Raw genomic sequence first — 21,279 nt, forward strand, 5'->3', positions numbered from 1 at the left:
CCAAAGAAGTAGCTCGTGTGAATTGCGCACGAGAAATTGGATGAAACCGTGCTGTTTCATCCGGCTGGCTGGAGTCTCAGTTGGCTTGACTAAAGCACATGGCGTAAATAGTATGCTGGCGTAGCTCAGTTGGTAGAGCAACTGACTTGTAATCAGTAGGTCCCGGGTTCGATTCCTGGTGCCAGCACCATCTAGATGCTAGCCCTCGTGTACTACAAGGCTATTGACTTTAATCATATCATGAAAGAAAATGGCGTTCTTTTTGGAGGGGTTCCCGAGCGGCCAAAGGGATCAGACTGTAAATCTGACGGCTCTGCCTTCGAAGGTTCGAATCCTTCCCCCTCCACCAATATGAACAAAAGATGTGGTTGACAAGCGGGTGTAGTTCAATGGTAGAACTTCAGCCTTCCAAGCTGATAGCGTGGGTTCGATTCCCATCACCCGCTCCAAGTTTGTTAAGCGGCAGACTGCGAAGTCTGTAATTTAATGCCCACATAGCTCAGGCGGTAGAGCACTTCCTTGGTAAGGAAGAGGTCGTTGGTTCGAGTCCAGTTGTGGGCACCATACAGTTATAAACTTTTGAATGGGGAGATTTTCCGATGGCGAAGGAAAAATTTGAGCGTAAGAAGCCACACGTTAACGTTGGCACGATTGGTCACGTAGATCATGGTAAGACGACATTAACGGCGGCAATTACCACGATTATGGCAAAGAAATATGGTGGTACAGCGAAAGCGTACGATCAGATTGATGCGGCGCCAGAAGAGCGGGAGCGCGGAATTACGATATCAACAGCACACGTTGAGTACGAATCAGCAAACCGCCATTACGCTCACGTAGATTGCCCAGGTCATGCTGACTATGTTAAGAACATGATTACCGGAGCGGCTCAGATGGACGGAGCGATTCTGGTGGTATCAGCAGCAGATGGCCCAATGCCTCAGACAAGGGAACACATTCTGTTGTCACGTCAGGTTGGCGTGCCGTACATTGTAGTGTTTTTGAACAAGGCGGACATGGTTGATGATGCGGAGCTTCTCGAGCTGGTAGAGATGGAAGTACGCGATCTGTTGAGCAGCTATGAATTCCCTGGTGATGATATTCCAATTGTAGTTGGTTCTGCATTGAAAGCGTTGGAAGGCGACACGAGTGATATCGGTGTTCCAGCGATTGAGAAGCTTGTAGAGACAATGGATTCTTATATTCCAGAACCAGTACGAAACATTGACAAGAGCTTCTTGTTACCAATCGAAGACGTATTCTCAATATCTGGGCGTGGAACAGTAGTCACAGGCCGTATCGAGAGTGGTATCGTTAAAGTTGGTGAAGAAGTTGAGATTGTAGGAATACGAGATACCCAGAAGACGACCTGCACAGGGGTTGAGATGTTCCGCAAACTTCTTGATGAAGGGCGCGCTGGGGATAACGTTGGTGTACTGTTACGCGGCACGAAGCGTGATGAAGTTGAGCGAGGTCAAGTATTGGCGAAGCCAGGAACAATCAAGCCACATACAAAATTTGAAGCAGAAGTCTATGTGTTATCAAAAGATGAAGGTGGTCGTCATACACCATTCTTCAACGGCTACCGTCCACAGTTCTATTTCAGAACGACAGACGTGACCGGATCTTGCGATTTACCAGCAGGTGTAGAAATGGTAATGCCAGGTGACAACGTACAAATGATTGTTAACCTGCATTCGCCAATTGCTATGGACGAAGGGTTGCGTTTCGCAATTCGTGAAGGTGGCCGCACAGTTGGTGCCGGTGTAGTCGCTAAAATCATTGAGTAAGAATAATGAGTAACAATCAAAATATTAAAATACGTCTAAAATCTTTTGATCATCGGCTGATTGATTTATCAACTCGCGAAATCGTCGAGACAGCAAAACGTACAGGGGCACAAATTCGTGGCCCTATACCTCTGCCGATTAAGAAAGAGAAATTTACGGTATTGATCTCTCCGCACGTTAATAAAGACGCGCGCGATCAATATGAATTACGCACTCATAAACGCCTGGTTGTCATCGTACATCCTACTGAAAAAACAGTAGATGCACTGATGAAGTTGGATTTGGCTGCAGGGGTTGATGTGCAGATTAGCCTTGATGACGAATAGTCCTAACAGGCAAGGTTATTAATGAGGTGTTAGAATGACGATTGGGTTATTAGGCCGTAAAATCGGTATGACACGGGTCTTCACAGAGGAAGGCGTTTCAATTCCTGTCTCTGTTGTTGAGGTTGTACCTAACCGTGTGTCACAGATTAAAACCATCGAAAAAGATGGTTATACAGCTGTTCAGATAGCAGGTGGCGAGAAAAAGGCAAGCCATGTCAATAAGCCTTTAACAGGCCATTTTGCCAAGGCTGGAATTGATGCTGGCGATATGCTTTGTGAATTTCGTGTAGATGCAATTGATACTTTTACTGCGGGTCAAGTGATATCAGTAAACGAGATTTTCAATGCAGGACAACTGGTTGATGTATCAGCTCTTTCTAAAGGGAAAGGCTTTGCTGGTACTGTCAAGCGCTACAACTTTCGTACTCAGGATGCAACGCATGGTAACTCAAGATCACACCGTGTAGTTGGATCTATTGGTCAAAACCAAACTCCAGGCCGTGTATTTAAAGGCAAGAAAATGGCTGGCCATATGGGTAATGCAAGATGTACAACGCAAAGCCTTGAAGTGGTTCGCGTTGATCAAGAGCGTAATTTACTTTTAATTAAAGGCGCTATACCAGGCTGTCCGGGTGCAAGAGTTGAAGTAAGGCCCGCTGTTAAGAAGAATGTAAGGGGCAAATAATGGAACTGAAAACAAAAGATACCAACAGCCAATTAAAGGTGAATGAAGAAGTATTTGGATACAACTACAACGAAGGTCTAATACACCAAGCTGTTGTTACGTTCATGAATAACGCTCGTAGTGGTAATAGTGCACAAAAGACTCGCTCCGAAGTGAGTGGTGGTGGCAAGAAACCTTGGCGCCAAAAGGGCACTGGCAGAGCACGGGCTGGGACTATTCGTAGCCCAATCTGGCGCTCTGGTGGGGTAACCTTTGCCTCTAAAAAGAGAGATTATAGTCAAAAACTTAATAAAAAAATGTACAAACGCGCATTGCGTAGTATAATCTCCGAGCTTCATCGTGCTGGAAATCTGGTGGTGGTAAGTGATTTTCAATGTCAATCACATAAAACCAAAGATTTCATTAGTAAAATGAATGAATTAGAGTTGCCAAATGCGTTGATCGTTATGAATGAAGTAGGTGAGAATGAATACCTGGCTTCTCGTAATTTGATTCAATATGACATTTGTGATGTGAGTTCTTTAGATCCTGTCAGTCTGTTGCGCTTTGAAAAAGTGTTAATGACCAAAGATGCCATTAAAAGTTTAGAGGAGCAGTTACAATGAATGCTGAACGTTTGTTAATGATTCTTCGAGAACCGCATACCTCTGAAAAAACGACAGTGATGGCTGACAAGTTTAAGCAATTCACTTTTAAAGTGTTGAAAACAGCTACGAAGCAAGAGATTAAGCAAGCTGTTGAGCACATGTTTAATGTCAAGGTCAAGAATGTGTCAATTATAAATGTGAAGGGTAAGACAAAACGTTTTAAACAATTGAATGGTAAGCGTAGCGATTGGAAAAAAGCGTTTGTTTCTTTACACGATAATTATGACATCGACTTTAGCGTGACAGAATAAGGCAGATTAAGATGGCATTATTAAAATCTAAACCCACATCACCAGGTAAGCGTGGTGAAATTCGAGTTGTCCATCAGAATATTCACAAAGGACAGCCACACGCTGCCTTGGTTGAAAAATTAAATAAGACAGGTGGACGTAATAACCAGGGGCGAATAACAGTACGTCACATTGGTGGCGGCGTTCGCGCTAAGTATCGTTTGATTGACTTCAAAAGAGACAAAGACGGTATAGAAGCTAAAGTTGAGCGAATTGAATACGATCCCAATCGTTCTGCACTTATCGCTTTAGTCGTTTACAAAGATGGTGAACGACGATACATTATTGCACCTTCTAGTTTGAAAGCTGGTGACACTATTATAAGTGGTGAAGATTCAGCAATTAGCAATGGCAATTGTTTGCCATTGAGAAATATTCCAGTTGGTACAACAATTCACTGCGTAGAGCTCAAGCCTGGCAAAGGTGCGCAGATGTTACGAAGTGCTGGTTGCAGTGGGCAAATCGTTGCTAAAGAGGGTGTTTATGCCACACTGAAACTGCGATCTGGTGAAATGCGTAAAGTATTAGCTACTTGCCGTGCTGTTATTGGTGAAGTTAGTAATAGTGAGCATAGCTTGCGTGCACTAGGTAAAGCTGGTGCGAAACGCTGGCGTGGAATTCGGCCAACTGTGCGTGGTGTTGCAATGAACCCTGTCGACCATCCACATGGTGGTGGTGAGGGACGTACTTCAGGTGGTCGTCATCCTGTCACACCATGGGGTGTACCAACAAAAGGGTACAAAACTAGAAGTAATAAGCGTACTGACCGGTTTATCGTCAGAAGACGTAAGAAGAAATAATTAGCTAAGAGGATATCAAGGTGGCACGTTCTATTAGAAAGGGTCCTTTTATCGATCATCACTTGATGAGTAAAGTTGAAGCGGCGATCGAATCGAAGTCCAAAAAACCAATTAAAACTTGGTCCAGACGCTCAACAATTGTACCTGAGATGATTGATCTCACAATTGCAGTACACAATGGCAAAGATCATGTGCCGGTATATATTACTGATAACATGGTAGGCCATAAATTAGGTGAGTTTGCCATGACTCGTACATTCAAAGGCCATTCTGGTGACAGAAAAGCCAAAGGTAAGTAAGAGGCAATGATGGAAGTAACAGCAAAGTTAAGAAATGCACCGCTTTCTGCCCAAAAAGGCAGATTGATTGCAGATATGATTCGTAAGATGGACGTTTCTCGCGCAATTGATGTCCTGAAGTTTACCCCTAAAAAAGGTGCACAATTGATGTTGAAATTGTTGGAGTCTGCCATTGCTAATGCAGAAAACAACAACGGCGCAGATATTGACGAATTAAAAGTAGGTGTGGTTTTTGTAGATGAGGCAGCAACTTTAAAGAGAATTAGTCCTCGAGCTAAAGGTCGTGCTAATCGTATTTGCAAACGAACCTGCCACATCACAATTAAAGTGTCTGACGAGGAATAGCAATGGGACAGAAAGTAAACCCTATAGGTATACGCTTAGGTATAATTCGAGATTGGAATTCCAAATGGTTTGCAAGTAAAAACTATGCACAACTGCTGAATCAAGATATCAATCTACGCAAAGACCTGAAGAAAGAACTTATGGCGGCTGCGGTAAGTAGTATCCGTATTGAGCGTCCGGCGAATAATGCAGTGGTTACAATTCATACTGCCCGACCTGGCGTTATTATCGGTAAGAAAGGTGGCGGAATCGAAGCTTTGAGGGCTAAAATTGCGACGAAGCTTGGTGTTCCAGTTCATCTGAATATAGAGGAAGTACGTAAGCCTGAGTTAGATTCAACTCTTGTTGCTGAAGGTATTGCCCAGCAATTAGAGCAGCGAGTCATGTTTAGACGCGCGATGAAGAGAGCTGTAACTTCCGCAATGAAAGCTGGTGCCAAAGGAATCAAGATTTGTGTTAGTGGACGACTTGGTGGCGCTGAGATTGCACGTAGCGAATGGTACCGCGAAGGACGAGTTCCTCTACATACATTCCGTGCTGATGTTGATTATGGTACTGCTGAAGCAAAGACAACCTATGGAATCATAGGCGTAAAGGTCTGGATCTTCAAAGGAGAAATACTTCCACAGAAGAAGCGCAACGCTGAAAGCGGTAAGTGAGTGAGGAATAACAATCATGTTACAGCCAAAACGTACGAAATATCGTAAACAAATGAAAGGGCGAAACAGAGGTTTGGCCCAAAGAGGTAGCACAGTCAGCTTTGGTGAGTTTGGTCTTAAAGCGCTGGAGAGAGGTCGTTTGACTGCACGTCAAATCGAGGCCGCTCGACGGGCAATGACAAGGCACATTAAGCGTGGTGGAAAGATCTGGATCAGAGTATTTCCTGATAAGCCAATTACCCAAAAGCCTCTTGAAGTTCGACAAGGTAAGGGTAAAGGTAGCGTTGAATATTGGGTGGCACAAATCCAGCCTGGTAAAGTGCTATTTGAAATGGAAGGTGTAAGCAAAGAATTAGCAATGGAAGCTTTTGATCTTGCTAAAGCAAAACTACCTTTCAAGGTTATATTTGAAGAGCGCAAGGTGATGTAATGAAAGATATTAAAGAGTTAAGAAATTTAACCCCTGATGAATTGCAAGCCGAGCTCCTCTCATTACGTAAAGAGCAGTTTAATTTACGCATGAAAAAAGCTAGCGGCTCTCTAGATAAGACTCATCATATCACGAAGGTCCGAAAAGCTGTTGCTAGAGTTAAAACAATTATGACTGAAAAGGCGGGAAAGAGTCATGTCGACGAATAGTGAAACAAATGGCAGAACAATTGTAGGAAAGGTTGTTAGCGACAAGATGCAAAAAACCATCGTTGTAATGGTTGAGCGTACAGTTAAACATCCTAAATACGGTAAAATCATGAAGCGTAGAACTAAACTCCATGCGCATGATGAAGGCCAGATTGGTAAAATTGGGAATACTGTTAGAATACGCGAATCTCGACCACTCTCTAAGATGAAAAGTTGGGTGCTTGTTGAAGTAATTTCCTGATCTTCATGATTTACTTTTAAAATACCAAGAGGGCTGATATAATCAGCAGCCTTTTTCTGGTTGGATTTGAGCTGGAGAATAGAATGATACAAATGCAGACAGTGCTCGATGTTGCAGATAACAGCGGCGCACGCAAAGTGATGTGTATCAAAGTGCTTGGCGGATCACACAGACGTTATGCACGTGTTGGTGATGTCATTAAAGTAAGCATTAAAGATGCAATTCCACGTAGCAAGGTAAAAAAAGGCGCGGTAATGAAGGCTGTTGTTGTTAGAACCAGCCAGGGTGTGCGTCGTGATGATGGTTCACTTATACGTTTTGATGGTAATGCAGCAGTGCTTTTGAATAACCAAAATGAGCCTATAGGTACACGTATATTTGGTCCTGTAACTCGTGAGCTTAGAGAGCGGTTTATGAAAATCATTTCTCTAGCAGCTGAAGTATTGTGAGAAGGATTAGTTTATGAAGCGCATAAAATCAGGTGACACTGTTATTGTCATCGCAGGTAAGAGTAAAGGTCACATTGGCAAGGTGACCCGTGTGGTGGCTGACGGTGTTGTTGTTGAAGGTGCTAACCTTATTAAGAAGCATGTAAAGCCAAATCCACAATTGGAACAACGTGGCGGAATAATTACTCGAGAAGCCCCCTTAGATGTTTCCAATGTTGCTATTTATAATCCGGTATCGAAGAAAGCGGATAAAGTCGGCTTCAAATTTCTTGAAAAAGACGGTAACAAGAAAAAAGTTAGATATTTTAAATCTAACAATGAAGTTATTGACGCTGTCTAATTAGGTGACAAAAATGGCTAGATTGAAAGATTTGTATGAAAAAGAAATAGTCGAAATGATGATGAAGAAGTTCGGCTATAAAAGTGTTATGGAAGTGCCAAAGATTCTCAAGATTACTCTTAATATGGGTGTTGGCGAAGCTGTAGGCGATAAAAAAGTTATGAATCATGCTGTTGAAGATATGACTTTGATATCTGGTCAGAAACCTGTTGTGACCAAAGCAAAAAAATCTATCGCAGGTTTTAAGATCCGTGAAGAGTGGCCTATTGGCTGTAAAGTAACTTTACGCCGTAGTCGCATGTATGAGTTTTTGGATAGATTGATTACAATCACATTGCCGCGCGTAAGAGATTTCCGTGGTTTGAATCCAAAATCTTTTGATGGTACTGGAAACTACAGCATGGGTATCCATGAGCAAATCGTATTTCCTGAAATTGATTTCGATAAGATCGATACTATTCGTGGTATGGATATCTGCATCACCACGAGTGCAAAAACTAATGAAGAAGCGAAGGCTTTGTTGGAAGCATTCAACCTGCCTTTGAAAGACAGAGATAAACACTTAAAAGGGTAATGCCGTGGCTAAAAGATCAATGCTTGAACGCGAAAAGAAGAAAGCAAAACTTGTCGCGAAACACAGAGCGAAAAGAACTGAGTTAAAGATTTTAATTAAATCGTCTCAGGATTTTGACGAAATTATGGAAGCGCAAGCTAAACTTGCAAAACTTCCTTTAAATTCGAATCCTGTGCGACATAGTACGCGTTGCCAGCAGTGTGGTCGTCCACATGCCGTTTATCGCAAGTTTGGACTTTGCAGGATTTGCTTAAGACAACAACTGATGGCAGGTAATGTCACTGGTGGTCGCAAGTCCAGCTGGTAAATTTTATTCTATGGAGAACAACTGTGAGTATGCATGATCCTGTAGCTGACATGTTGACTAGAATTCGTAATGGTCAACAAGCTAAACATCAGAGCGTTACCCTGAATTCATCTAAATTGAAAGAAGAAATAGCTAGGGTGTTAAAAGAAGAAGGTTATATATTAGACTATAGTGTACAACCTCTTGAAAACAATCTTAAATCAATCACGTTGCAATTAAAGTACTATCACGGTAGGCCAGTAATTGTGCGTATTTTGCGTATTAGCCGCCCCGGTTTAAGAGTGTATAAATCTTCTAAAGATTTACCTTCAATCCCAGGTTTTGGTGTAGCAATTCTTTCCACCTCTCATGGTGTAATGACTCATGTTACAGCTAAAAAGAAAGGTGTTGGTGGTGAAGTTCTTTGTGAAGTGGCTTAATACTTGGGAGTAATAATATGTCAAGAGTCGCAAAAGCCCCCATTCAATTACCTGCTAATGTTGAACTCACAGTAGGGAAAGACACTTTAACAATTAAAGGTCCTAAGGGTTCGCTGGTTCAACACTATAACAAGCATGTAGATGTTAGTAAGTGTAAAGAAGACAATAATAAAATATTGTTTAAACCTGCTTCAAATGATCCTAATGCGTGGGCTCATGCTGGAACAGTCCGTGCATTAGTTAAAAATATGGTTGATGGTGTTACTAAAGGTTACGAGATGACCTTGGAACTGGTTGGTGTAGGCTATCGTGCACAAGCGAGCAGCAAAGCTTTAACTCTTTCTTTAGGGTTTTCTCATCCAGTTGAGTATGAGTTACCACAAGGAGTGACTGTAGAAACACCAAACAATACTACGATAATCATTCGTGGTATTGATAAGCAATTGTTAGGTCAAGTTGCTTCTGAAATTCGTGCTTTCAGACCGCCTGAGCCCTATAAAGGTAAGGGAGTCAAGTACGCTGGCGAAGTTATTGTTCGTAAAGAAGCCAAGAAGAAATAAGGTATAAATCATGAATAAACAGAAAGCCCGTACTCGACGTGGGTTAAAAGCGAAAGCAATCCTTCGCCATTCAAGCAGACCTCGATTGGTGGTGTATAGAAGTGGTGTTCATATCTACTCACAAATTGTTACACGTGGTGAGAAAGGTGATGTTGTTCTTGTTTCTTCATCCACACTTGACAAAGAGTTGAAGGCCGCTCTTAAAGGCACAAAAGTTGAGCGAGCTCAACAAGTTGGTAAGTTGCTTGGCCAACGCGCAAAAGCCAAGAAAATAATTGATGTTTCATTTGACCGTGCAGGTTATAAATATCATGGCCGAGTGAAAGCTCTGGCTGAAGGTGCGCGTGAAGCTGGGTTGAATTTTTAAGGAACAGTTATGGCACTTGATGAATCTCAAAAAACCGATGGATACCAAGAAAAATTAGTATCTGTAACACGTACAGCCAAGGTAGTCAAAGGTGGTCGTGTTTTTGGCTTTGCAGTATTGGTAGTTATTGGTGATGGAAAAGGCAAAGTAGGCTTTGGCCGTGGTAAGGCTAGAGAAGTACCTATCGCAATACAAAAGGCGATGGAACAAGCTAGAAAGAATATGACTTATATTCCTTTGGCTGGAAAAACTATCCATCACGAAATTACTTGGAACTATGGTGCTTCTAAAGTATTCATGAAGCCGGCAAGTGAAGGTACCGGGATTATTGCAGGTGGCGCAATGCGTGCGGTATTGGAAGTGCTTGGTGTACAAAATATTCTGGCAAAAAGTATAGGTTCAACTAATCCAAGTAACATTGTGCGGGCTACTATTGGCGCTCTTACTAATATTGGAACACCTGATTATGTTGCTGCTAAACGCGGAAAAACAGTAGCAGAAATAATGGCGGAACAAGCATGAGTAAAAAGAAATTAAAAATTACTTTGGTAAAAAGTACTATTGGTCGAAAACCAAAGCATGTTCAAATTGCGAAGCAACTGGGTTTAGGTAAGTTGAATAGTTCAGTAATTCAAAGTGATAACCCCTGTATCCGTGGTTTGATTAATTCAATTTATTACCTGGTACAAGTCGAGGAGTGTGCGTAATGAATTTAAATACACTATCTCCAGATCCTGGTTCAAAACCAAGTAAAAAACGCCTTGGTCGAGGTATAGGTTCTGGCTTGGGTAAAACAAGTGGTAAGGGTCACAAGGGACAAAAAGCCAGAGCTGGTGGTTTTCATAAAATCAACTTTGAAGGCGGGCAAATGCCTATTCAACGTCGTTTACCAAAAATGGGATTCAAATCCCGTGTTGGCAGAACGATTGACCAGGTGACTTTGACTGAGTTGGCTGCTGTGAGTGCAGAGCTTATTGATTTGGAAGCTTTAAAATCAGCCGGTTTGGTTAACAAAGCAATTCGAGAGGTGAAAGTTATTCTCTCTGGTGAAGTGAACATCCCCCTGAAGCTTAAAGGCTTACGTGTTACCAAAGGTGCACGTGCAGCAATAGAGCAGGCGGGTGGCAGCATTGAAGAGTAATTATGAATAACCAAAGGCAAACTGCTAGCCAATCCCGTGGTGGATTGGCAGAACTTAAATCACGATTGCTGTTTGTTGTAATTGGCATCTTGGTCTATAGACTGGGTGCTCATATACCTGTCCCTGGACTAGACCCCCAGAAGTTGGCAAATTTCTTCGGGGAGCAGCAAAATACGATATTTGGTTTGTTCAACATGTTTTCCGGTGGTGCATTATCCCGGGTAACTGTATTTGCTATTGGTATAATGCCTTATATCTCTGCCTCAATTATAATCCAGTTATTTTCAGTTGTTTCGCCTAAATTGGAACAATTGAAGAAGGAAGGCGAGACAGGCAAGAGAAAGATTAATCAGTACACACGTTACCTAACTTTGATTCTAGCCGTGTTTCAATCGCTGGGTATGGCTAGATGGTTAGCAGGTCAGCAAATTGCGTTACAGGCTGATTTACTCTTCTATTTTACCGCAGTCGTTACTTTAGTAACGGGAACAATGTTTTTGATGTGGTTAGGAGAGCAGATCACTGAAAAAGGTGTTGGTAACGGAATATCACTGATTATTTTTTCCGGTATTGTTTCAAGCATGCCGAACGCGATTGCTTCGGTATTACAACAAGTTAAAGAAGGGCAGATGCAAGCACTTACTTTAATCTTGGTTGCGGTTATTGTGGTTGCGGTAACTGGCTTTGTTGTTTTTGTGGAAAGGGCACAACGTCGTATTAGGGTTAATTATGCACAAAGGACTCATGGACGTAAGGTGTATGCTGCTCAAACAAGCCATTTACCATTGAAAATTAATATGTCAGGGGTTATTCCTCCCATATTTGCATCCAGTATTATTCTTTTACCTGCTACACTTGCGCAGTTTTTTGCGAAGGGAAAGGGAATGGATTGGCTGGCAGATATAGGTATGGCACTTTCACCTGGCCAACCGTTATATTTGATTGTTTATGCTGCAGCTATTTTGTTCTTTGCTTTCTTTTATGCTGCATTAGTATTCAATCCCAAGGATACAGCTGACAATTTGAAAAAATCGGGTGCCTACATCCCTGGAATTCGTCCAGGTGAACAGACAACCAGATATATTGATTCAGTGATGACGCGTTTGACTTTTGTTGGCGCACTATACTTGGTACTGGTTTGCTTATTGCCACAAATTTTAATGTATACCTGGCATGTGCCTTTTTATTTTGGTGGAACCTCACTGTTGATTATTGTTGTTGTAATTATGGATTTTGTTGCTCAAGTGCAAGCCCATCTTATGACTCAACAATATGATTCTTTGATGAAGAAAGCCAATTTTAAAGGGACCAAGTTGCCCGGTCTTTTATGATTATTATCGGAGTTATTAATGAAAGTTAGAGCATCAGTAAAGCGCCTCTGCCGCAACTGCAAAATCATTAAGCGTGAAGGTACAATCCGCGTTATATGTAAAGATGCAAGGCATAAGCAAAAGCAAGGTTAAAATCCTTGCTTGATTTTGGTTCATTATAATAGTATTCTTCTGTCCCTTCCTGACAGAGCAAAAAATAACGTTCGGAGAGATTAATGGCTCGTATTGCAGGTGTAAACATACCCGATCACAAACACATCGTGATTGCGCTTACGTCGATTTACGGAATTGGCAAAACTACATCAATGAATTTATGTAATGCAGTTGGCATTGAACCGTCAACAAAAGTATCTCAGTTAAGTGAAGAAAAACTCGAAGCTTTACGTACTGAAATTGCAAAGATGACGGTTGAAGGTGACCTACGTCGTGTTGTTACGATGAATATAAAGCGACTTATGGATCTGGGTTGTTACCGTGGACTTAGACACCGTCGTGGTTTGCCACTGCGTGGTCAGCGCACTAAAACAAATGCGCGTACTCGAAAAGGCCGACGTAAAGGTAGCAGTAACTAATTTATATGTAGGAAATGAAGATGGCTATAACTAAGGCAAAGCAACAAAAAGTAAGAAAGAAGGTAAAACGCGTCGTAAATGATGGTATAGTCCACGTCCATGCCTCTTTTAACAATACCATTGTGACTTTCACAGATCGTCAAGGTAATGCTTTATGCTGGGCAACTGCTGGTGGTTCAGGTTTCCGTGGATCCAGGAAAAGTACTCCTTATGCTGCTCAAATTGCTACTGAGAGAGCTTCACAGGTAGCAAAAGAATACGGCATGAAGTCTGTGGCTGTATTTGTGCATGGTCCTGGCCCTGGTCGCGAATCAACTATTCGTGAGTTGATATCCCAGGATTTTAAAATAGTAGAGATAACTGATGTGACTGGCATACCTCATAACGGATGTAAGCCACCTAAGAAACGTCGCGTATAAGATTCAGGAGTTTTTAATGGCTAGATACCTTGGTCCAAAATGTAGGTTGTCCCGTAGAGAGGGTACTGATTTATTTTTGAAAAGCGGTGTTCGTGATTTCAAAGCGAAGTGCAAATCAGAAAAGCAACCTGGTCAACATGCTGATAAACGTCCACGTTTAAGCGATTACGGTGTACAATTACGTGAAAAGCAAAAAATCAGACGCTTTTACGGTGTTTTGGAAAAGCAATTCCGTAATTACTACAAAAAAGCAGCCGGCCAGAAAGGTTCCACCGGTGAGAATTTGGTAGTATTACTGGAAAGACGCCTCGATAATGTTGTTTATCGCATGGGGTTTGCAAGTACACGTGCTGAAGCGAGACAATTAGTCGCGCATAAAGCAATTTTGGTTAATGAGAAAGCGGTGAATATACCTTCTTACTTGGTTAACCCTGGTGATGTAATTGCCGTTCGTCAGAAGGCAAAAGCGCAAGGGCGTATTCAGGCTGCTATCGCATTGTCTGAACAACGTGCTCCTTGTGATTGGTTAACTGTTGATTCAAGTGCTTGCAAAGGCACCTTTGCGACAGTGCCTACGCTAAATGACGTATCATCTCTTTATAACGTGAATTTAGTTGTAGAACTTTACTCTAAGTAAGCTCGGAGACCTAGCCGAATGATAAACGAAATGCTGACGCCATCTGTACTTAAAGTACTTGCTAATACGCCCTACCATGCTCGGATTGTGCTCGAGCCTTTGGAGCGTGGATATGGTCATACGCTTGGAAACGCTTTACGGCGCATCCTGCTGTCGTCAATGCCAGGTGCTGCCATTACTGAAGCTTCCATTGATGGTGTATTACACGAATACAGTACCATTGAAGGGGTGCAAGAGGACGTAGTTGATATTCTACTGAATCTGAAGCAAGTTGCTATTAAACTGACTACTGGTACCGAGGCCTACCTCACTCTAAGTAAGCAAGGCCCATGTCAAGTTACCGCCGGTGATATTCAGTTGACTCATGGCCAGGAAATCATTAATCCTGACTTGGTTATTGCCACTTTAAATGAGAATGGCAAGCTGAATATGACCTTGAAAGTTGAGCAAGGTGTTGGTTTTCATTCTACTGATTCATTTGTCAGAGCGTTTGACGAGGAAATGGAACAAAAATCAGTTGGCAAATTAAAGATTGATAATACCTTCTCACCGGTCAAAAAAGTGGCTTATTTTGTTGACAGTGCTCGTGTAGAGAATCGTACGGATCTTGATAAACTCACTATTGATTTGCAAACTAATGGCACTTTAGATCCTGAAGAAGCCATTCGTATCTCTGCTTCTATTTTGCAACGTCAACTGCATGCTTTTGTTGATATGAAGTTTGAAGAGTCACGTGCTGATAGTAAAGAGCGAAACGATTTTGATCCAGTATTATTGCGCCCAGTTGACGATCTGGAGCTGACAGTTCGTTCAGCAAATTGTCTGAAAGCCGAAAATATTTACTATATCGGTGATCTGGTGCAGAAAACTGAGAATGAATTATTAAAGACACCCAATTTAGGTAAGAAGTCCCTCACTGAGATTAAGGACGTATTAGCGTCACGTTCTTTGTCGTTGGGGATGAAACTAGAGAATTGGCCGCCAGCTAATCTTGGCGAGTAATATTAGGAGTTTTAGTCATGCGTCACCGTAATTCAGGCCGTGGATTTAGCCGCACAAGCAGTCATAGAAAAGCAATGTTTTCTAACATGTGTACTTCTCTAATTGAGCATGAGTTGATTAAAACAACTCTGCCAAAGGCTAAAGAGCTGCGTCGTTATATTGAACCTTTGATCACAGTTAGTAAGTCTGATTCTGTTGCATCACGTCGTTATGTCTTTGACAGACTGCGTTCTAAGAGTGCGGTAGGAAAGCTATTTACAACCTTAGGCCCACGTTATGTTGAGCGTCCTGGTGGATATGTACGCGTTTTAAAATGTGGTTTCCGCCCAGGTGATAATGCGCCAATGGCCATTGTTGAGCTTGTAGATCGTCCAGTAGCAGCTGAAGCCTCTGACGAGGAATAAATGCTGTAAGATTATGAAAAACCCGCTAAGGCGGGTTTTTTTATTGCTGGATGAATTATGATCCGGTAGTTCAGGTAAAAGCCGGAGCTGTAATCCGCGATTAAAAAATTCTTTAAACCTGTTGCGCTGTTTTTGCTAAATGGCCAACGTCCACACGGACAAAAACAGAGTCTCCAAGGGCTGTGAGTGTATCACCAGCATAAACCTCACATAGCACACGGCTTTTACGTTCAATTCTACCTTCAACTCGTGCCTTGAGAGTTAACAGAATACCCATTGGCGTTGGCTTGATGTATTTCACGCCAAGGGATCCCGTCACGCAATCGATACGCGGGAGTGTCCCTGCCTCGCGGCCTTCATTGCGGTAATGGTTTGCCATCGCTGTCCAGTTAGAATGGCAGTCGATGAGGCAGCTGAGCAACCCGCCATATACAAGCGCTGGCCAACCGGTGTAGCGCATATCTGGCATGTGCGTTGTTATAACGTGTAAATTGTCATTATCCCAATAGCTTTTGATCCTCAGGCCATGCAAGTTCTTTGAACCACAACCAAAACAAATGCCATCCGGGGCCGCAAGATCTTGCAAGGCATAACTCTTCTTTTCCATAATCTCATCTCAGGTGATGACGAATAATTAGTAAGCTAGTAGTACGGTTCCAATATTATTTCCATTGTGCATTTCCTGCAAGTCTATAGCAAAGTAACCTGAGTACTTGCTGTCTAGGTTGAAAAGAAAGTAATTTGTTTCTTTATCGCAAAAGAGGAATTAAGAATGATTTATCCAATTAGTTATGATGCAAATCCTAAATTTGAAGATATACAACGATTGAATGATGGCATTATGGAGCAGGCTAAGAAGAAGAAAGGTATGAAACAACTTGATTTCTTTGCATTTTTTATGCGTGACGAGGACGGCAATATTGTGGGTGGATGCGCTGGTGATAACATGTACGGTGGGTTATTTGTTGGCCAGCTGTGGGTACAAGAACAGTTAAGAGGTATGGGTTATGGTACCAAGTTGATGCATAGTGCAGAAGCGCTGGCAAGAAGAAGTTCATGTAATTTTATGGCAGTAAATACCTTCGATTGGGAGGCGCTTGGATTTTATAAGAAGCTTGGATTTTATGTGGAGTTCGAACGAAAAGGCTTTGATAAAAATTCGATATTTTATTTTCTTCGCAAGGAGTTAAGCTGACAGGGGGGCTAGAAGAGTGAGTGCGTATAGCCACACACTCTCCAATCATAAAGTTAGAATGGTATATCGTCGTCCAATTCATCAAAAGCATCTTGCGCTGCTTGAGCAGACTGAGCCGCTGGTTGTGGTTTACGCGCTGGACTACCTTGCTGCTGTTGGGCAGGCGGTGGTGACATCTCGTCATAATTGCCTGAGCTGCCTTTACTATCTAACATTTGAATATCAGTGGCTACGATTTCAGTCGTATAGCGATCTTGCCCTTGCTGATCTTGCCATTTGCGAGTACGCAGGCTGCCTTCAACATAGAGTTTAGAACCCTTACGGACATACTCACCAGCGATTTCGCCTAAGCGATTAAAACAGACGACACGATGCCATTCTGTACGCTCTTGCTTGTCACCTGTTTGCTTGTCTTTCCAGGTTTCACTGGTAGCTATGGATAAGGTTGTTACTGCGTTACCATTGGGCATGTATCTAACTTCAGGATCCAAACCAACGTTACCGACCAAGATGACTTTATTAATCCCACGGGCCATTTTTTCTCCTGCGTGCGAAAGTTGTTAGACCAGGAATTATACCTAATCTAGGAGGAATCTAATAGTAAACAAATAGGAATCTAATGGTAATCTAATAGCAATTAAATAGGAATCAAAGTTATCTAATAGGTTATCTAACCCTGTCGAATTAGCCTTGATCTATTTTGCTGCCGTTTGGAGCAGATTCAGGAGAATTCCTGTAATACTTTTTCAATGCTGCCACTTTGATAAATAGCTTTATCCAGGCGGCAGTAGAGTACTTTTTCTTCCGGAGCTAGCATGATTTCTTTAATGCCTGGGAGTTTTTTAAGGTGCTGTATGAGTTCATCCTCTCCTCTTTTCAGATTCGCGGGGTAATTCACAATGAGGGTTGATAAATAAGCATGGGGTTGCATAGAAAAAGAAATAAACAGCCACAGAAGCGCTAAAAGCCCATTGGTAAGAAAGATGCCTTTGTCACCTGCCCATTGGTAAAGTATTCCAGCTAGTGCCCCGCCGGCAAAGATACCTAAAAACTGACTGGAAGAATAAATTCCCATTGCAGTCCCTTTGCTATTGGCATCAGCTTGTTTGGACACCAGTGAGGGTAAACTTGCTTCGAGAATATTAAAGGCCAGAAAATAGGTAAACATTAACGCAAACAGGGAGAGCCAATATTGGTTGGAGAACGCGAGGAGAAACTGGGTTAGGCTGGTAACTAATACAGAGCCTATGAAAACAGGCTTCATTTGCCGTTTTTTCTCGGCAAGTAAAATAAAAGGAACCATAAAAATAAAAGCCAAGATCATTAATGGCAAATAGAAGTGCCATTGATGTGTCAAATGGCCTTGCTTGAGTTGCTCCTGGAGTATCATGGGAATGGCATAAAAAGTCGCAGTTAAAATAAAATGCTGGAAAAAAATTCCCATATTGAGGCGCTGTAAATGTTTGTTATGGATAACCGCTTTGAAGAGAGAGGGGTTGGCTTCGCTATCGATATGAAATCGTTCTTTCTTCGGTGTTGGTATGACTCCATGAAGCAAAAATAAACCCAAGAAAGCCAATCCAGTAGTGAGATAGAAAATACCTGGTAAGCCATAATGATGAGTAATTGCTGGGCTGATTACCATCGCCAGGCTAAATGACAAGCCGATGGTCATTCCAATAACGGCCATTGCTTTTGTACGCTGTTCATCGGGAGTCAAATCTGCGAGTAAGGCAATTAAAACACTGCCAATTGCTCCGGTTCCTTGTAAAGTACGGGCAAGTATCATCATATAAATTGAGTGACTCAAAGCACCAATGAGACTACCGCTGGCAAAGAGTAGCAACCCAATAGTTAATAGCGGTTTCCTCCCATAACGATCAGATAACATGCCGAAAGGCATTTGCAATAACCCTTGACTTAAACCATAGCTTCCTAGTGCCAAACCTATGAGAGCAGGTGTTGCTCCTTGAAGATGGGCGGCAAAAACGGTAAAAACAGGAATTAACATAAATAATCCCAGCATGCGGAATGAAAAAATAGCTGCTATAGGTAAAACACTGTTGAACCAGGAGGAATGCTTCATTGATAATTGTATGCCCATAATACGATGTGCTGATGGTACAAAGTTAACGCCTGAGAGACAAGAATATCATAGATCTTGTTAATTAATTCGCTAAAAATAGGGCAATGGCCGACTGCGATTGACAGACTATCTGATTCGCTGTAGTTTGAGGCATTTTTAAACGAGAGGAAATTGGAATGGCTTTGCAGTTCGCCAATAGAGTAGCTTTAATTACAGGCGGTGCACGTGGCATTGGAAAGGCTACCGCATTGAAATTAGCGCAAGCTGGATGTGATATCGCTATTGTTTATTATAACAGTTCTGATGAAGCGCAAGCCTTATTAACAGAACTACAAGGCTTAGGGCGCAAAGCCATCGCTATCCAAGCTAATGTTGCTGATCATCAATCAGTTAAAGAAATGTATACGAAATTCCGCGAACATTTTAACAGGCTCGATTTCTTGATTAGTAATGCAGCGAGTGGTGTTTTAAAACCCGCGTTGAAAATGTCGACTAAACATTGGCGTTGGTGCATGGAAACGAATGCCTTGGCCCTGAATCATTTAGTATCAGAAGGCCGGGAATTGATGTCAGAGGGAGGCCGTGTGGTGGCCTTATCAAGCCTGGGGGCTGAACGGGCTATTCCTAATTATGCCTTCATTGGCGCGTCTAAGGCGGCGCTGGAAGCACTGGTACGTTCTCTAGCGCTTGAGCTTGCCGAATATGGCATCACAGCGAATACGGTTTCAGCTGGGGTAGTTGATACGGACGCCTTAAAACATTTCCCTAACCGTGAGCAGCTGCTTGATGAATATCAAGCGCACTCCTTATCTGCGCGACCATTAACTCCCCAGGATGTAGCAAACGCGATTTATCTGCTCTGTTTACCTGAGGCTGCAATGATTAATGGGCATACTTTATTTGTTGATGCAGGATATAGCCGCGTAGGATAAATGCCAGACAGGCGTTATTGGTTACGCCTAAGGGACTTTACCGATACGCAGCAAACCTATTGTTTCATTAAAAGGTTTTTCGGCCAGAGTTACCAGGCGCTGATTTTGTTGGTCAATGATAGTCAATAGTGTGATTAAGCTATTCACACCGTGGCAAACAGCATCTGTACGTATGCTTTGGCTGATAAAATCACGCATAAAACCACCAATGGCCTGAGAAGGATTTCGGATGTCGTAACTATTCGCTTCCGTGTAAGCATTTTGCAATAGCCAGCGGGTAGTTAAGATAATTGCATCGCGGTATTGCTTGCAATTAGACAGGCCTTGGTTAAGACAAAATTGATGTAATTCACCCATCACTTCATTAATCCAGCCATTGCCGCTTGTGGCCATCGTGTCAAGGTAACGCCCATGGTTGTAAGCATCATTTGGATCGTAGATTTGCCTTGCCAAAATTGCTGACGCAGTTTTGTCTATTACTTCGCGATAGAGAGAGTCGTTATTGATTTTACTATAGTCGATTAATGCCATTAGAACCCAGCTGGTCGATATGGTATTGGGGGCACGGAAATCATCACCAACAAAATCACCTTGTTTATTTGCTGCAATAGTCATGTACTGTGCGATTTTAGTGGCCGCATCATAATAACGTTGATCGTTAGTGATTAAGTAAAGACGCGAAAGGGCGGAGAGCACTTGCCCGGAATAGAGGAAGGATTGCTTTTTGTTAAAACGCCAATTGTCTCCTTTGCAACGCACCCCAGATATCACTTGGCCATTATCCATTATCATCGTTAATAACCAATCTCCTGCTCGTTTAGCAGCACTGAGGTAAGCTTCCTCGTGATAAAAACGGTAAAGTTCCAAGAGCGTAAAAATCGTTTTGGACGTAGTGCCAACTGATAGAAAGCAAGTTTTTTCCTTGGTATTAATATCATAAGAATAATAAAAGCTACCTGCCTGTTTTCCTTGTGTGACTTGCATCCCGAGCAGGAAGGCAGCGATTGCCTTGAAGTGTTTTTCCAGCTGTGGATCTTTATTCAACCGGTAAATTTTCAAAAGGGTATATAAACTTGAGGCACTATAAATGGTGTGTAATTTGCTGCCGCGGTTGTCTTCTGCTACATCGTATTTTTTATAAAAGCCATGTAATTGCGGATGCATGTTGTTAAGTAGGTAATGTTGACTGGAATAAATCTGTTGTTTAATTAAATCGCCGTCTAAATAGCGTATTACTACCCGATTGCTTTGTAATTCCAATCCTTTTCCCTTGTCTTCAATGAAGGAATAATAACGGCGGGGTGGGTAGTCAAAAATAACCTGGAAGCGAAAGGCTGCTAATTCCTTCGTACCAATAGGCTTTAAGCGGCTTTGTTCCAAAGCACGCTCTGTTGCTTTTGCAATCGTTTTGGATAACGAGGCTTCATTTGCGGTCCCCACACCTAGTTGTTGCCCTTGAAAATAGGCGATTACACTCACATACCAGTATCTATGCGCATATTGTGTATCCCACCGTTTATCCAGTATTTGAGCGTTTGGTAGAGTGGTATTAAAGAGTTTAGAGGCTGCAATGGAGCGGACATACTGGATGACTGCGTCGCGAAACTCGTTATTTTGTTGGTTGGCTGAGGGGAGAGTCACTGCTGGGCTGGATGGTAAGGCTGCGGCGGGTAAACTCTGTGAGAAAGGCAGCAAAACCAGGCTTAATAAGCTTGTTGTTATTATTTTAAGCATTAATCAGAATCCTTTGGCGCTAAAAAAGCCGAGGGTTGCAAATAACAGTTCCCAATTATGCTTCATTCTCTCTTTATTTTCATGCTAAC

35 protein-coding genes and 4 tRNA genes are annotated in these 21,279 nt (G+C 42.3%); 35 read left to right on the forward strand and 4 right to left on the reverse strand.

Features of this window, described 5'->3' with window-relative positions:
• Nucleotides 1–114: 114 nt before the first annotated feature.
• The 33 genes from Lfee_RS12140 to rplQ all read left to right on the forward strand — a co-directional run bounded on the left by Lfee_RS12140 (nucleotide 115) and on the right by rplQ (nucleotide 15,243).
• A tRNA-Thr gene (locus Lfee_RS12140) sits at nucleotides 115–190 on the forward strand.
• Nucleotides 191–264: 74 nt separating this feature from the next.
• Nucleotides 265–349, forward strand: a tRNA-Tyr gene (locus Lfee_RS12145).
• A gap of 26 nt (nucleotides 350–375) precedes the next feature.
• Nucleotides 376–449, forward strand: a tRNA-Gly gene (locus Lfee_RS12150).
• A 39-nt stretch (nucleotides 450–488) separates the two neighbouring features.
• Nucleotides 489–564: transfer RNA gene (locus Lfee_RS12155), tRNA-Thr, on the forward strand.
• 35 nt (nucleotides 565–599) lie between these two features.
• On the forward strand, nucleotides 600–1,790 hold the full coding sequence (gene tuf / locus Lfee_RS12160) for an elongation factor Tu (RefSeq protein WP_058447221.1): 1,191 nt from the start codon (nucleotides 600–602) through the stop codon (nucleotides 1,788–1,790).
• Between the two features lie 5 nt (nucleotides 1,791–1,795).
• A complete protein-coding gene (rpsJ, locus tag Lfee_RS12165; RefSeq protein ID WP_058447223.1) occupies nucleotides 1,796–2,116 on the forward strand; it encodes a 30S ribosomal protein S10 in 321 nt (106 codons plus the stop codon).
• Between the two features lie 34 nt (nucleotides 2,117–2,150).
• The gene (rplC, locus tag Lfee_RS12170; protein ID WP_058447224.1) at nucleotides 2,151–2,801 is read left to right on the forward strand and encodes a 50S ribosomal protein L3; all 651 of its coding nucleotides are present in this window, start codon (nucleotides 2,151–2,153) and stop codon (nucleotides 2,799–2,801) included.
• Nucleotides 2,801–3,406: a 50S ribosomal protein L4 gene (gene rplD / locus Lfee_RS12175; protein WP_058447226.1), complete on the forward strand. Its 606-nt coding sequence runs from the start codon at nucleotides 2,801–2,803 to the stop codon at nucleotides 3,404–3,406. Before rplC ends, rplD begins: the two co-directional genes overlap by 1 nt.
• On the forward strand, nucleotides 3,403–3,699 hold the full coding sequence (gene rplW, locus Lfee_RS12180) for a 50S ribosomal protein L23 (protein WP_058447228.1): 297 nt from the start codon (nucleotides 3,403–3,405) through the stop codon (nucleotides 3,697–3,699). Before rplD ends, rplW begins: the two co-directional genes overlap by 4 nt.
• An 11-nt stretch (nucleotides 3,700–3,710) precedes the next feature.
• Nucleotides 3,711–4,538 carry a 50S ribosomal protein L2 gene (rplB, locus tag Lfee_RS12185; RefSeq protein ID WP_058447230.1) on the forward strand — a complete coding sequence of 276 codons (828 nt, stop codon included), beginning with the start codon at nucleotides 3,711–3,713 and terminating at the stop codon, nucleotides 4,536–4,538.
• A 20-nt stretch (nucleotides 4,539–4,558) separates the two neighbouring features.
• Complete coding sequence (gene rpsS, locus Lfee_RS12190) at nucleotides 4,559–4,837, forward strand: 30S ribosomal protein S19 (protein WP_058447232.1); 279 nt, start codon at nucleotides 4,559–4,561, stop codon at nucleotides 4,835–4,837.
• A 9-nt stretch (nucleotides 4,838–4,846) separates the two neighbouring features.
• A complete protein-coding gene (gene rplV, locus Lfee_RS12195) occupies nucleotides 4,847–5,182 on the forward strand; it encodes a 50S ribosomal protein L22 (RefSeq protein ID WP_058447234.1) in 336 nt (111 codons plus the stop codon).
• Nucleotides 5,183–5,184: 2 nt separating this feature from the next.
• Entirely contained in the window at nucleotides 5,185–5,841 is a 657-nt protein-coding gene (rpsC, locus tag Lfee_RS12200; protein WP_058447236.1) for a 30S ribosomal protein S3, read from the forward strand.
• Nucleotides 5,842–5,857: 16 nt separating this feature from the next.
• Complete coding sequence (gene rplP / locus Lfee_RS12205) at nucleotides 5,858–6,271, forward strand: 50S ribosomal protein L16 (protein WP_019217916.1); 414 nt, start codon at nucleotides 5,858–5,860, stop codon at nucleotides 6,269–6,271.
• Entirely contained in the window at nucleotides 6,271–6,480 is a 210-nt protein-coding gene (gene rpmC, locus Lfee_RS12210; RefSeq protein WP_058447238.1) for a 50S ribosomal protein L29, read from the forward strand. The genes rplP and rpmC overlap by 1 nt, the downstream gene beginning before the upstream one ends.
• Nucleotides 6,467–6,721 carry a 30S ribosomal protein S17 gene (gene rpsQ / locus Lfee_RS12215; protein WP_058447239.1) on the forward strand — a complete coding sequence of 85 codons (255 nt, stop codon included), beginning with the start codon at nucleotides 6,467–6,469 and terminating at the stop codon, nucleotides 6,719–6,721. Before rpmC ends, rpsQ begins: the two co-directional genes overlap by 14 nt.
• Before the next feature lie 83 nt (nucleotides 6,722–6,804).
• Nucleotides 6,805–7,170 (forward strand): 50S ribosomal protein L14, encoded by a 366-nt coding sequence (rplN, locus tag Lfee_RS12220; protein WP_028388517.1) that lies wholly within the window; start codon nucleotides 6,805–6,807, stop codon nucleotides 7,168–7,170.
• Between the two features lie 13 nt (nucleotides 7,171–7,183).
• On the forward strand, nucleotides 7,184–7,510 hold the full coding sequence (gene rplX, locus Lfee_RS12225) for a 50S ribosomal protein L24 (RefSeq protein ID WP_058447240.1): 327 nt from the start codon (nucleotides 7,184–7,186) through the stop codon (nucleotides 7,508–7,510).
• A gap of 13 nt (nucleotides 7,511–7,523) precedes the next feature.
• Nucleotides 7,524–8,084, forward strand: coding sequence for a 50S ribosomal protein L5 (rplE, locus tag Lfee_RS12230; protein WP_058447241.1), 561 nt, complete (start codon nucleotides 7,524–7,526; stop codon nucleotides 8,082–8,084).
• Nucleotides 8,085–8,088: 4 nt separating this feature from the next.
• The gene (gene rpsN / locus Lfee_RS12235) at nucleotides 8,089–8,391 is read left to right on the forward strand and encodes a 30S ribosomal protein S14 (RefSeq protein WP_058447243.1); all 303 of its coding nucleotides are present in this window, start codon (nucleotides 8,089–8,091) and stop codon (nucleotides 8,389–8,391) included.
• 29 nt (nucleotides 8,392–8,420) lie between these two features.
• Entirely contained in the window at nucleotides 8,421–8,810 is a 390-nt protein-coding gene (rpsH, locus tag Lfee_RS12240; RefSeq protein ID WP_202972498.1) for a 30S ribosomal protein S8, read from the forward strand.
• Between the two features lie 17 nt (nucleotides 8,811–8,827).
• Nucleotides 8,828–9,370: a 50S ribosomal protein L6 gene (rplF, locus tag Lfee_RS12245; RefSeq protein ID WP_058447247.1), complete on the forward strand. Its 543-nt coding sequence runs from the start codon at nucleotides 8,828–8,830 to the stop codon at nucleotides 9,368–9,370.
• Between the two features lie 10 nt (nucleotides 9,371–9,380).
• Nucleotides 9,381–9,737 carry a 50S ribosomal protein L18 gene (gene rplR / locus Lfee_RS12250; protein ID WP_058447249.1) on the forward strand — a complete coding sequence of 119 codons (357 nt, stop codon included), beginning with the start codon at nucleotides 9,381–9,383 and terminating at the stop codon, nucleotides 9,735–9,737.
• Between the two features lie 9 nt (nucleotides 9,738–9,746).
• Nucleotides 9,747–10,259, forward strand: a complete 513-nt coding sequence (gene rpsE, locus Lfee_RS12255) for a 30S ribosomal protein S5 (RefSeq protein WP_058447252.1) — start codon at nucleotides 9,747–9,749, stop codon at nucleotides 10,257–10,259.
• Nucleotides 10,256–10,444: a 50S ribosomal protein L30 gene (gene rpmD / locus Lfee_RS12260; protein ID WP_058447254.1), complete on the forward strand. Its 189-nt coding sequence runs from the start codon at nucleotides 10,256–10,258 to the stop codon at nucleotides 10,442–10,444. The genes rpsE and rpmD overlap by 4 nt, the downstream gene beginning before the upstream one ends.
• Nucleotides 10,444–10,878 carry a 50S ribosomal protein L15 gene (rplO, locus tag Lfee_RS12265; RefSeq protein WP_058447256.1) on the forward strand — a complete coding sequence of 145 codons (435 nt, stop codon included), beginning with the start codon at nucleotides 10,444–10,446 and terminating at the stop codon, nucleotides 10,876–10,878. The genes rpmD and rplO overlap by 1 nt, the downstream gene beginning before the upstream one ends.
• 2 nt (nucleotides 10,879–10,880) lie before the next feature.
• A complete protein-coding gene (gene secY / locus Lfee_RS12270) occupies nucleotides 10,881–12,209 on the forward strand; it encodes a preprotein translocase subunit SecY (protein WP_058447262.1) in 1,329 nt (442 codons plus the stop codon).
• Nucleotides 12,210–12,227: 18 nt separating this feature from the next.
• Nucleotides 12,228–12,341 (forward strand): 50S ribosomal protein L36, encoded by a 114-nt coding sequence (rpmJ, locus tag Lfee_RS16775; RefSeq protein WP_082646647.1) that lies wholly within the window; start codon nucleotides 12,228–12,230, stop codon nucleotides 12,339–12,341.
• Between the two features lie 83 nt (nucleotides 12,342–12,424).
• Nucleotides 12,425–12,781, forward strand: coding sequence for a 30S ribosomal protein S13 (gene rpsM / locus Lfee_RS12275; protein ID WP_058447264.1), 357 nt, complete (start codon nucleotides 12,425–12,427; stop codon nucleotides 12,779–12,781).
• A gap of 20 nt (nucleotides 12,782–12,801) precedes the next feature.
• Complete coding sequence (rpsK, locus tag Lfee_RS12280; protein ID WP_019217901.1) at nucleotides 12,802–13,200, forward strand: 30S ribosomal protein S11; 399 nt, start codon at nucleotides 12,802–12,804, stop codon at nucleotides 13,198–13,200.
• Nucleotides 13,201–13,216: 16 nt separating this feature from the next.
• Nucleotides 13,217–13,837, forward strand: coding sequence for a 30S ribosomal protein S4 (gene rpsD, locus Lfee_RS12285; protein WP_058447266.1), 621 nt, complete (start codon nucleotides 13,217–13,219; stop codon nucleotides 13,835–13,837).
• Nucleotides 13,838–13,855: 18 nt separating this feature from the next.
• Nucleotides 13,856–14,839, forward strand: coding sequence for a DNA-directed RNA polymerase subunit alpha (locus Lfee_RS12290; RefSeq protein ID WP_040916731.1), 984 nt, complete (start codon nucleotides 13,856–13,858; stop codon nucleotides 14,837–14,839).
• 17 nt (nucleotides 14,840–14,856) lie between these two features.
• Nucleotides 14,857–15,243, forward strand: a complete 387-nt coding sequence (rplQ, locus tag Lfee_RS12295) for a 50S ribosomal protein L17 (RefSeq protein WP_058447268.1) — start codon at nucleotides 14,857–14,859, stop codon at nucleotides 15,241–15,243.
• Between the two features lie 112 nt (nucleotides 15,244–15,355).
• Here the strand turns inward: rplQ and Lfee_RS12300 are convergent, their stop codons facing one another.
• Nucleotides 15,356–15,850, reverse strand: a complete 495-nt coding sequence (locus Lfee_RS12300) for a PaaI family thioesterase (protein ID WP_058447270.1) — start codon at nucleotides 15,848–15,850, stop codon at nucleotides 15,356–15,358.
• A gap of 165 nt (nucleotides 15,851–16,015) precedes the next feature.
• On the opposite strand from Lfee_RS12300, the gene Lfee_RS12305 reads away from it, so the two are divergent.
• Nucleotides 16,016–16,438 carry a GNAT family N-acetyltransferase gene (locus Lfee_RS12305; RefSeq protein WP_058447272.1) on the forward strand — a complete coding sequence of 141 codons (423 nt, stop codon included), beginning with the start codon at nucleotides 16,016–16,018 and terminating at the stop codon, nucleotides 16,436–16,438.
• A gap of 53 nt (nucleotides 16,439–16,491) precedes the next feature.
• Here Lfee_RS12305 and ssb read toward each other — a convergent pair whose 3' ends face one another.
• Together ssb and Lfee_RS12315 are read right to left on the reverse strand one after the other, a co-directional pair.
• On the reverse strand, nucleotides 16,492–16,974 hold the full coding sequence (ssb, locus tag Lfee_RS12310) for a single-stranded DNA-binding protein (protein WP_058447274.1): 483 nt from the start codon (nucleotides 16,972–16,974) through the stop codon (nucleotides 16,492–16,494).
• Nucleotides 16,975–17,159: 185 nt separating this feature from the next.
• Complete coding sequence (locus tag Lfee_RS12315; protein WP_058448016.1) at nucleotides 17,160–18,524, reverse strand: MFS transporter; 1,365 nt, start codon at nucleotides 18,522–18,524, stop codon at nucleotides 17,160–17,162.
• Between the two features lie 176 nt (nucleotides 18,525–18,700).
• Here Lfee_RS12315 and fabL point away from each other — a divergent pair, with 176 nt between their 5' ends.
• On the forward strand, nucleotides 18,701–19,456 hold the full coding sequence (gene fabL, locus Lfee_RS12320) for an enoyl-[acyl-carrier-protein] reductase FabL (protein ID WP_058447276.1): 756 nt from the start codon (nucleotides 18,701–18,703) through the stop codon (nucleotides 19,454–19,456).
• Between the two features lie 27 nt (nucleotides 19,457–19,483).
• Here the strand turns inward: fabL and Lfee_RS17700 are convergent, their stop codons facing one another.
• Complete coding sequence (locus tag Lfee_RS17700) at nucleotides 19,484–21,190, reverse strand: glycoside hydrolase family 76 protein (protein WP_058447278.1); 1,707 nt, start codon at nucleotides 21,188–21,190, stop codon at nucleotides 19,484–19,486.
• Between the last annotated feature and the right edge of the window lie 89 nt (nucleotides 21,191–21,279).

It is taken from the genome of Legionella feeleii (assembly GCF_001467625.1).
Lineage (GTDB): Bacteria > Pseudomonadota > Gammaproteobacteria > Legionellales > Legionellaceae > Tatlockia > Tatlockia feeleii.

What these genes read in the sequence shown, in the direction of transcription:
- tuf (WP_058447221.1), top strand. Translation starts at nt 600, where the DNA reads ATGGCGAAGGAAAAATTTGAGCGTAAGAAGCCACACGTTAACGTTGGC.
- rpsJ (WP_058447223.1), top strand. Translation starts at nt 1,796, where the DNA reads ATGAGTAACAATCAAAATATTAAAATACGTCTAAAATCTTTTGATCAT.
- rplC (WP_058447224.1), top strand. Translation starts at nt 2,151, where the DNA reads ATGACGATTGGGTTATTAGGCCGTAAAATCGGTATGACACGGGTCTTC.
- rplD (WP_058447226.1), top strand. Translation starts at nt 2,801, where the DNA reads ATGGAACTGAAAACAAAAGATACCAACAGCCAATTAAAGGTGAATGAA.
- rplW (WP_058447228.1), top strand. Translation starts at nt 3,403, where the DNA reads ATGAATGCTGAACGTTTGTTAATGATTCTTCGAGAACCGCATACCTCT.
- rplB (WP_058447230.1), top strand. Translation starts at nt 3,711, where the DNA reads ATGGCATTATTAAAATCTAAACCCACATCACCAGGTAAGCGTGGTGAA.
- rplV (WP_058447234.1), top strand. Translation starts at nt 4,847, where the DNA reads ATGGAAGTAACAGCAAAGTTAAGAAATGCACCGCTTTCTGCCCAAAAA.
- rpsC (WP_058447236.1), top strand. Translation starts at nt 5,185, where the DNA reads ATGGGACAGAAAGTAAACCCTATAGGTATACGCTTAGGTATAATTCGA.
- rplP (WP_019217916.1), top strand. Translation starts at nt 5,858, where the DNA reads ATGTTACAGCCAAAACGTACGAAATATCGTAAACAAATGAAAGGGCGA.
- rpmC (WP_058447238.1), top strand. Translation starts at nt 6,271, where the DNA reads ATGAAAGATATTAAAGAGTTAAGAAATTTAACCCCTGATGAATTGCAA.
- rpsQ (WP_058447239.1), top strand. Translation starts at nt 6,467, where the DNA reads ATGTCGACGAATAGTGAAACAAATGGCAGAACAATTGTAGGAAAGGTT.
- rplN (WP_028388517.1), top strand. Translation starts at nt 6,805, where the DNA reads ATGATACAAATGCAGACAGTGCTCGATGTTGCAGATAACAGCGGCGCA.
- rplX (WP_058447240.1), top strand. Translation starts at nt 7,184, where the DNA reads ATGAAGCGCATAAAATCAGGTGACACTGTTATTGTCATCGCAGGTAAG.
- rplE (WP_058447241.1), top strand. Translation starts at nt 7,524, where the DNA reads ATGGCTAGATTGAAAGATTTGTATGAAAAAGAAATAGTCGAAATGATG.
- rpsH (WP_202972498.1), top strand. Translation starts at nt 8,421, where the DNA reads ATGCATGATCCTGTAGCTGACATGTTGACTAGAATTCGTAATGGTCAA.
- rplF (WP_058447247.1), top strand. Translation starts at nt 8,828, where the DNA reads ATGTCAAGAGTCGCAAAAGCCCCCATTCAATTACCTGCTAATGTTGAA.
- rplR (WP_058447249.1), top strand. Translation starts at nt 9,381, where the DNA reads ATGAATAAACAGAAAGCCCGTACTCGACGTGGGTTAAAAGCGAAAGCA.
- rpsE (WP_058447252.1), top strand. Translation starts at nt 9,747, where the DNA reads ATGGCACTTGATGAATCTCAAAAAACCGATGGATACCAAGAAAAATTA.
- rpmD (WP_058447254.1), top strand. Translation starts at nt 10,256, where the DNA reads ATGAGTAAAAAGAAATTAAAAATTACTTTGGTAAAAAGTACTATTGGT.
- rplO (WP_058447256.1), top strand. Translation starts at nt 10,444, where the DNA reads ATGAATTTAAATACACTATCTCCAGATCCTGGTTCAAAACCAAGTAAA.
- secY (WP_058447262.1), top strand. Translation starts at nt 10,881, where the DNA reads ATGAATAACCAAAGGCAAACTGCTAGCCAATCCCGTGGTGGATTGGCA.
- rpmJ (WP_082646647.1), top strand. Translation starts at nt 12,228, where the DNA reads ATGAAAGTTAGAGCATCAGTAAAGCGCCTCTGCCGCAACTGCAAAATC.
- rpsM (WP_058447264.1), top strand. Translation starts at nt 12,425, where the DNA reads ATGGCTCGTATTGCAGGTGTAAACATACCCGATCACAAACACATCGTG.
- rpsK (WP_019217901.1), top strand. Translation starts at nt 12,802, where the DNA reads ATGGCTATAACTAAGGCAAAGCAACAAAAAGTAAGAAAGAAGGTAAAA.
- rpsD (WP_058447266.1), top strand. Translation starts at nt 13,217, where the DNA reads ATGGCTAGATACCTTGGTCCAAAATGTAGGTTGTCCCGTAGAGAGGGT.
- Lfee_RS12290 (WP_040916731.1), top strand. Translation starts at nt 13,856, where the DNA reads ATGATAAACGAAATGCTGACGCCATCTGTACTTAAAGTACTTGCTAAT.
- rplQ (WP_058447268.1), top strand. Translation starts at nt 14,857, where the DNA reads ATGCGTCACCGTAATTCAGGCCGTGGATTTAGCCGCACAAGCAGTCAT.
- Lfee_RS12300 (WP_058447270.1), bottom strand. Translation starts at nt 15,850, where the DNA reads ATGGAAAAGAAGAGTTATGCCTTGCAAGATCTTGCGGCCCCGGATGGC.
- Lfee_RS12305 (WP_058447272.1), top strand. Translation starts at nt 16,016, where the DNA reads ATGATTTATCCAATTAGTTATGATGCAAATCCTAAATTTGAAGATATA.
- ssb (WP_058447274.1), bottom strand. Translation starts at nt 16,974, where the DNA reads ATGGCCCGTGGGATTAATAAAGTCATCTTGGTCGGTAACGTTGGTTTG.
- Lfee_RS12315 (WP_058448016.1), bottom strand. Translation starts at nt 18,524, where the DNA reads ATGAAGCATTCCTCCTGGTTCAACAGTGTTTTACCTATAGCAGCTATT.
- fabL (WP_058447276.1), top strand. Translation starts at nt 18,701, where the DNA reads ATGGCTTTGCAGTTCGCCAATAGAGTAGCTTTAATTACAGGCGGTGCA.
- Lfee_RS17700 (WP_058447278.1), bottom strand. Translation starts at nt 21,190, where the DNA reads ATGCTTAAAATAATAACAACAAGCTTATTAAGCCTGGTTTTGCTGCCT.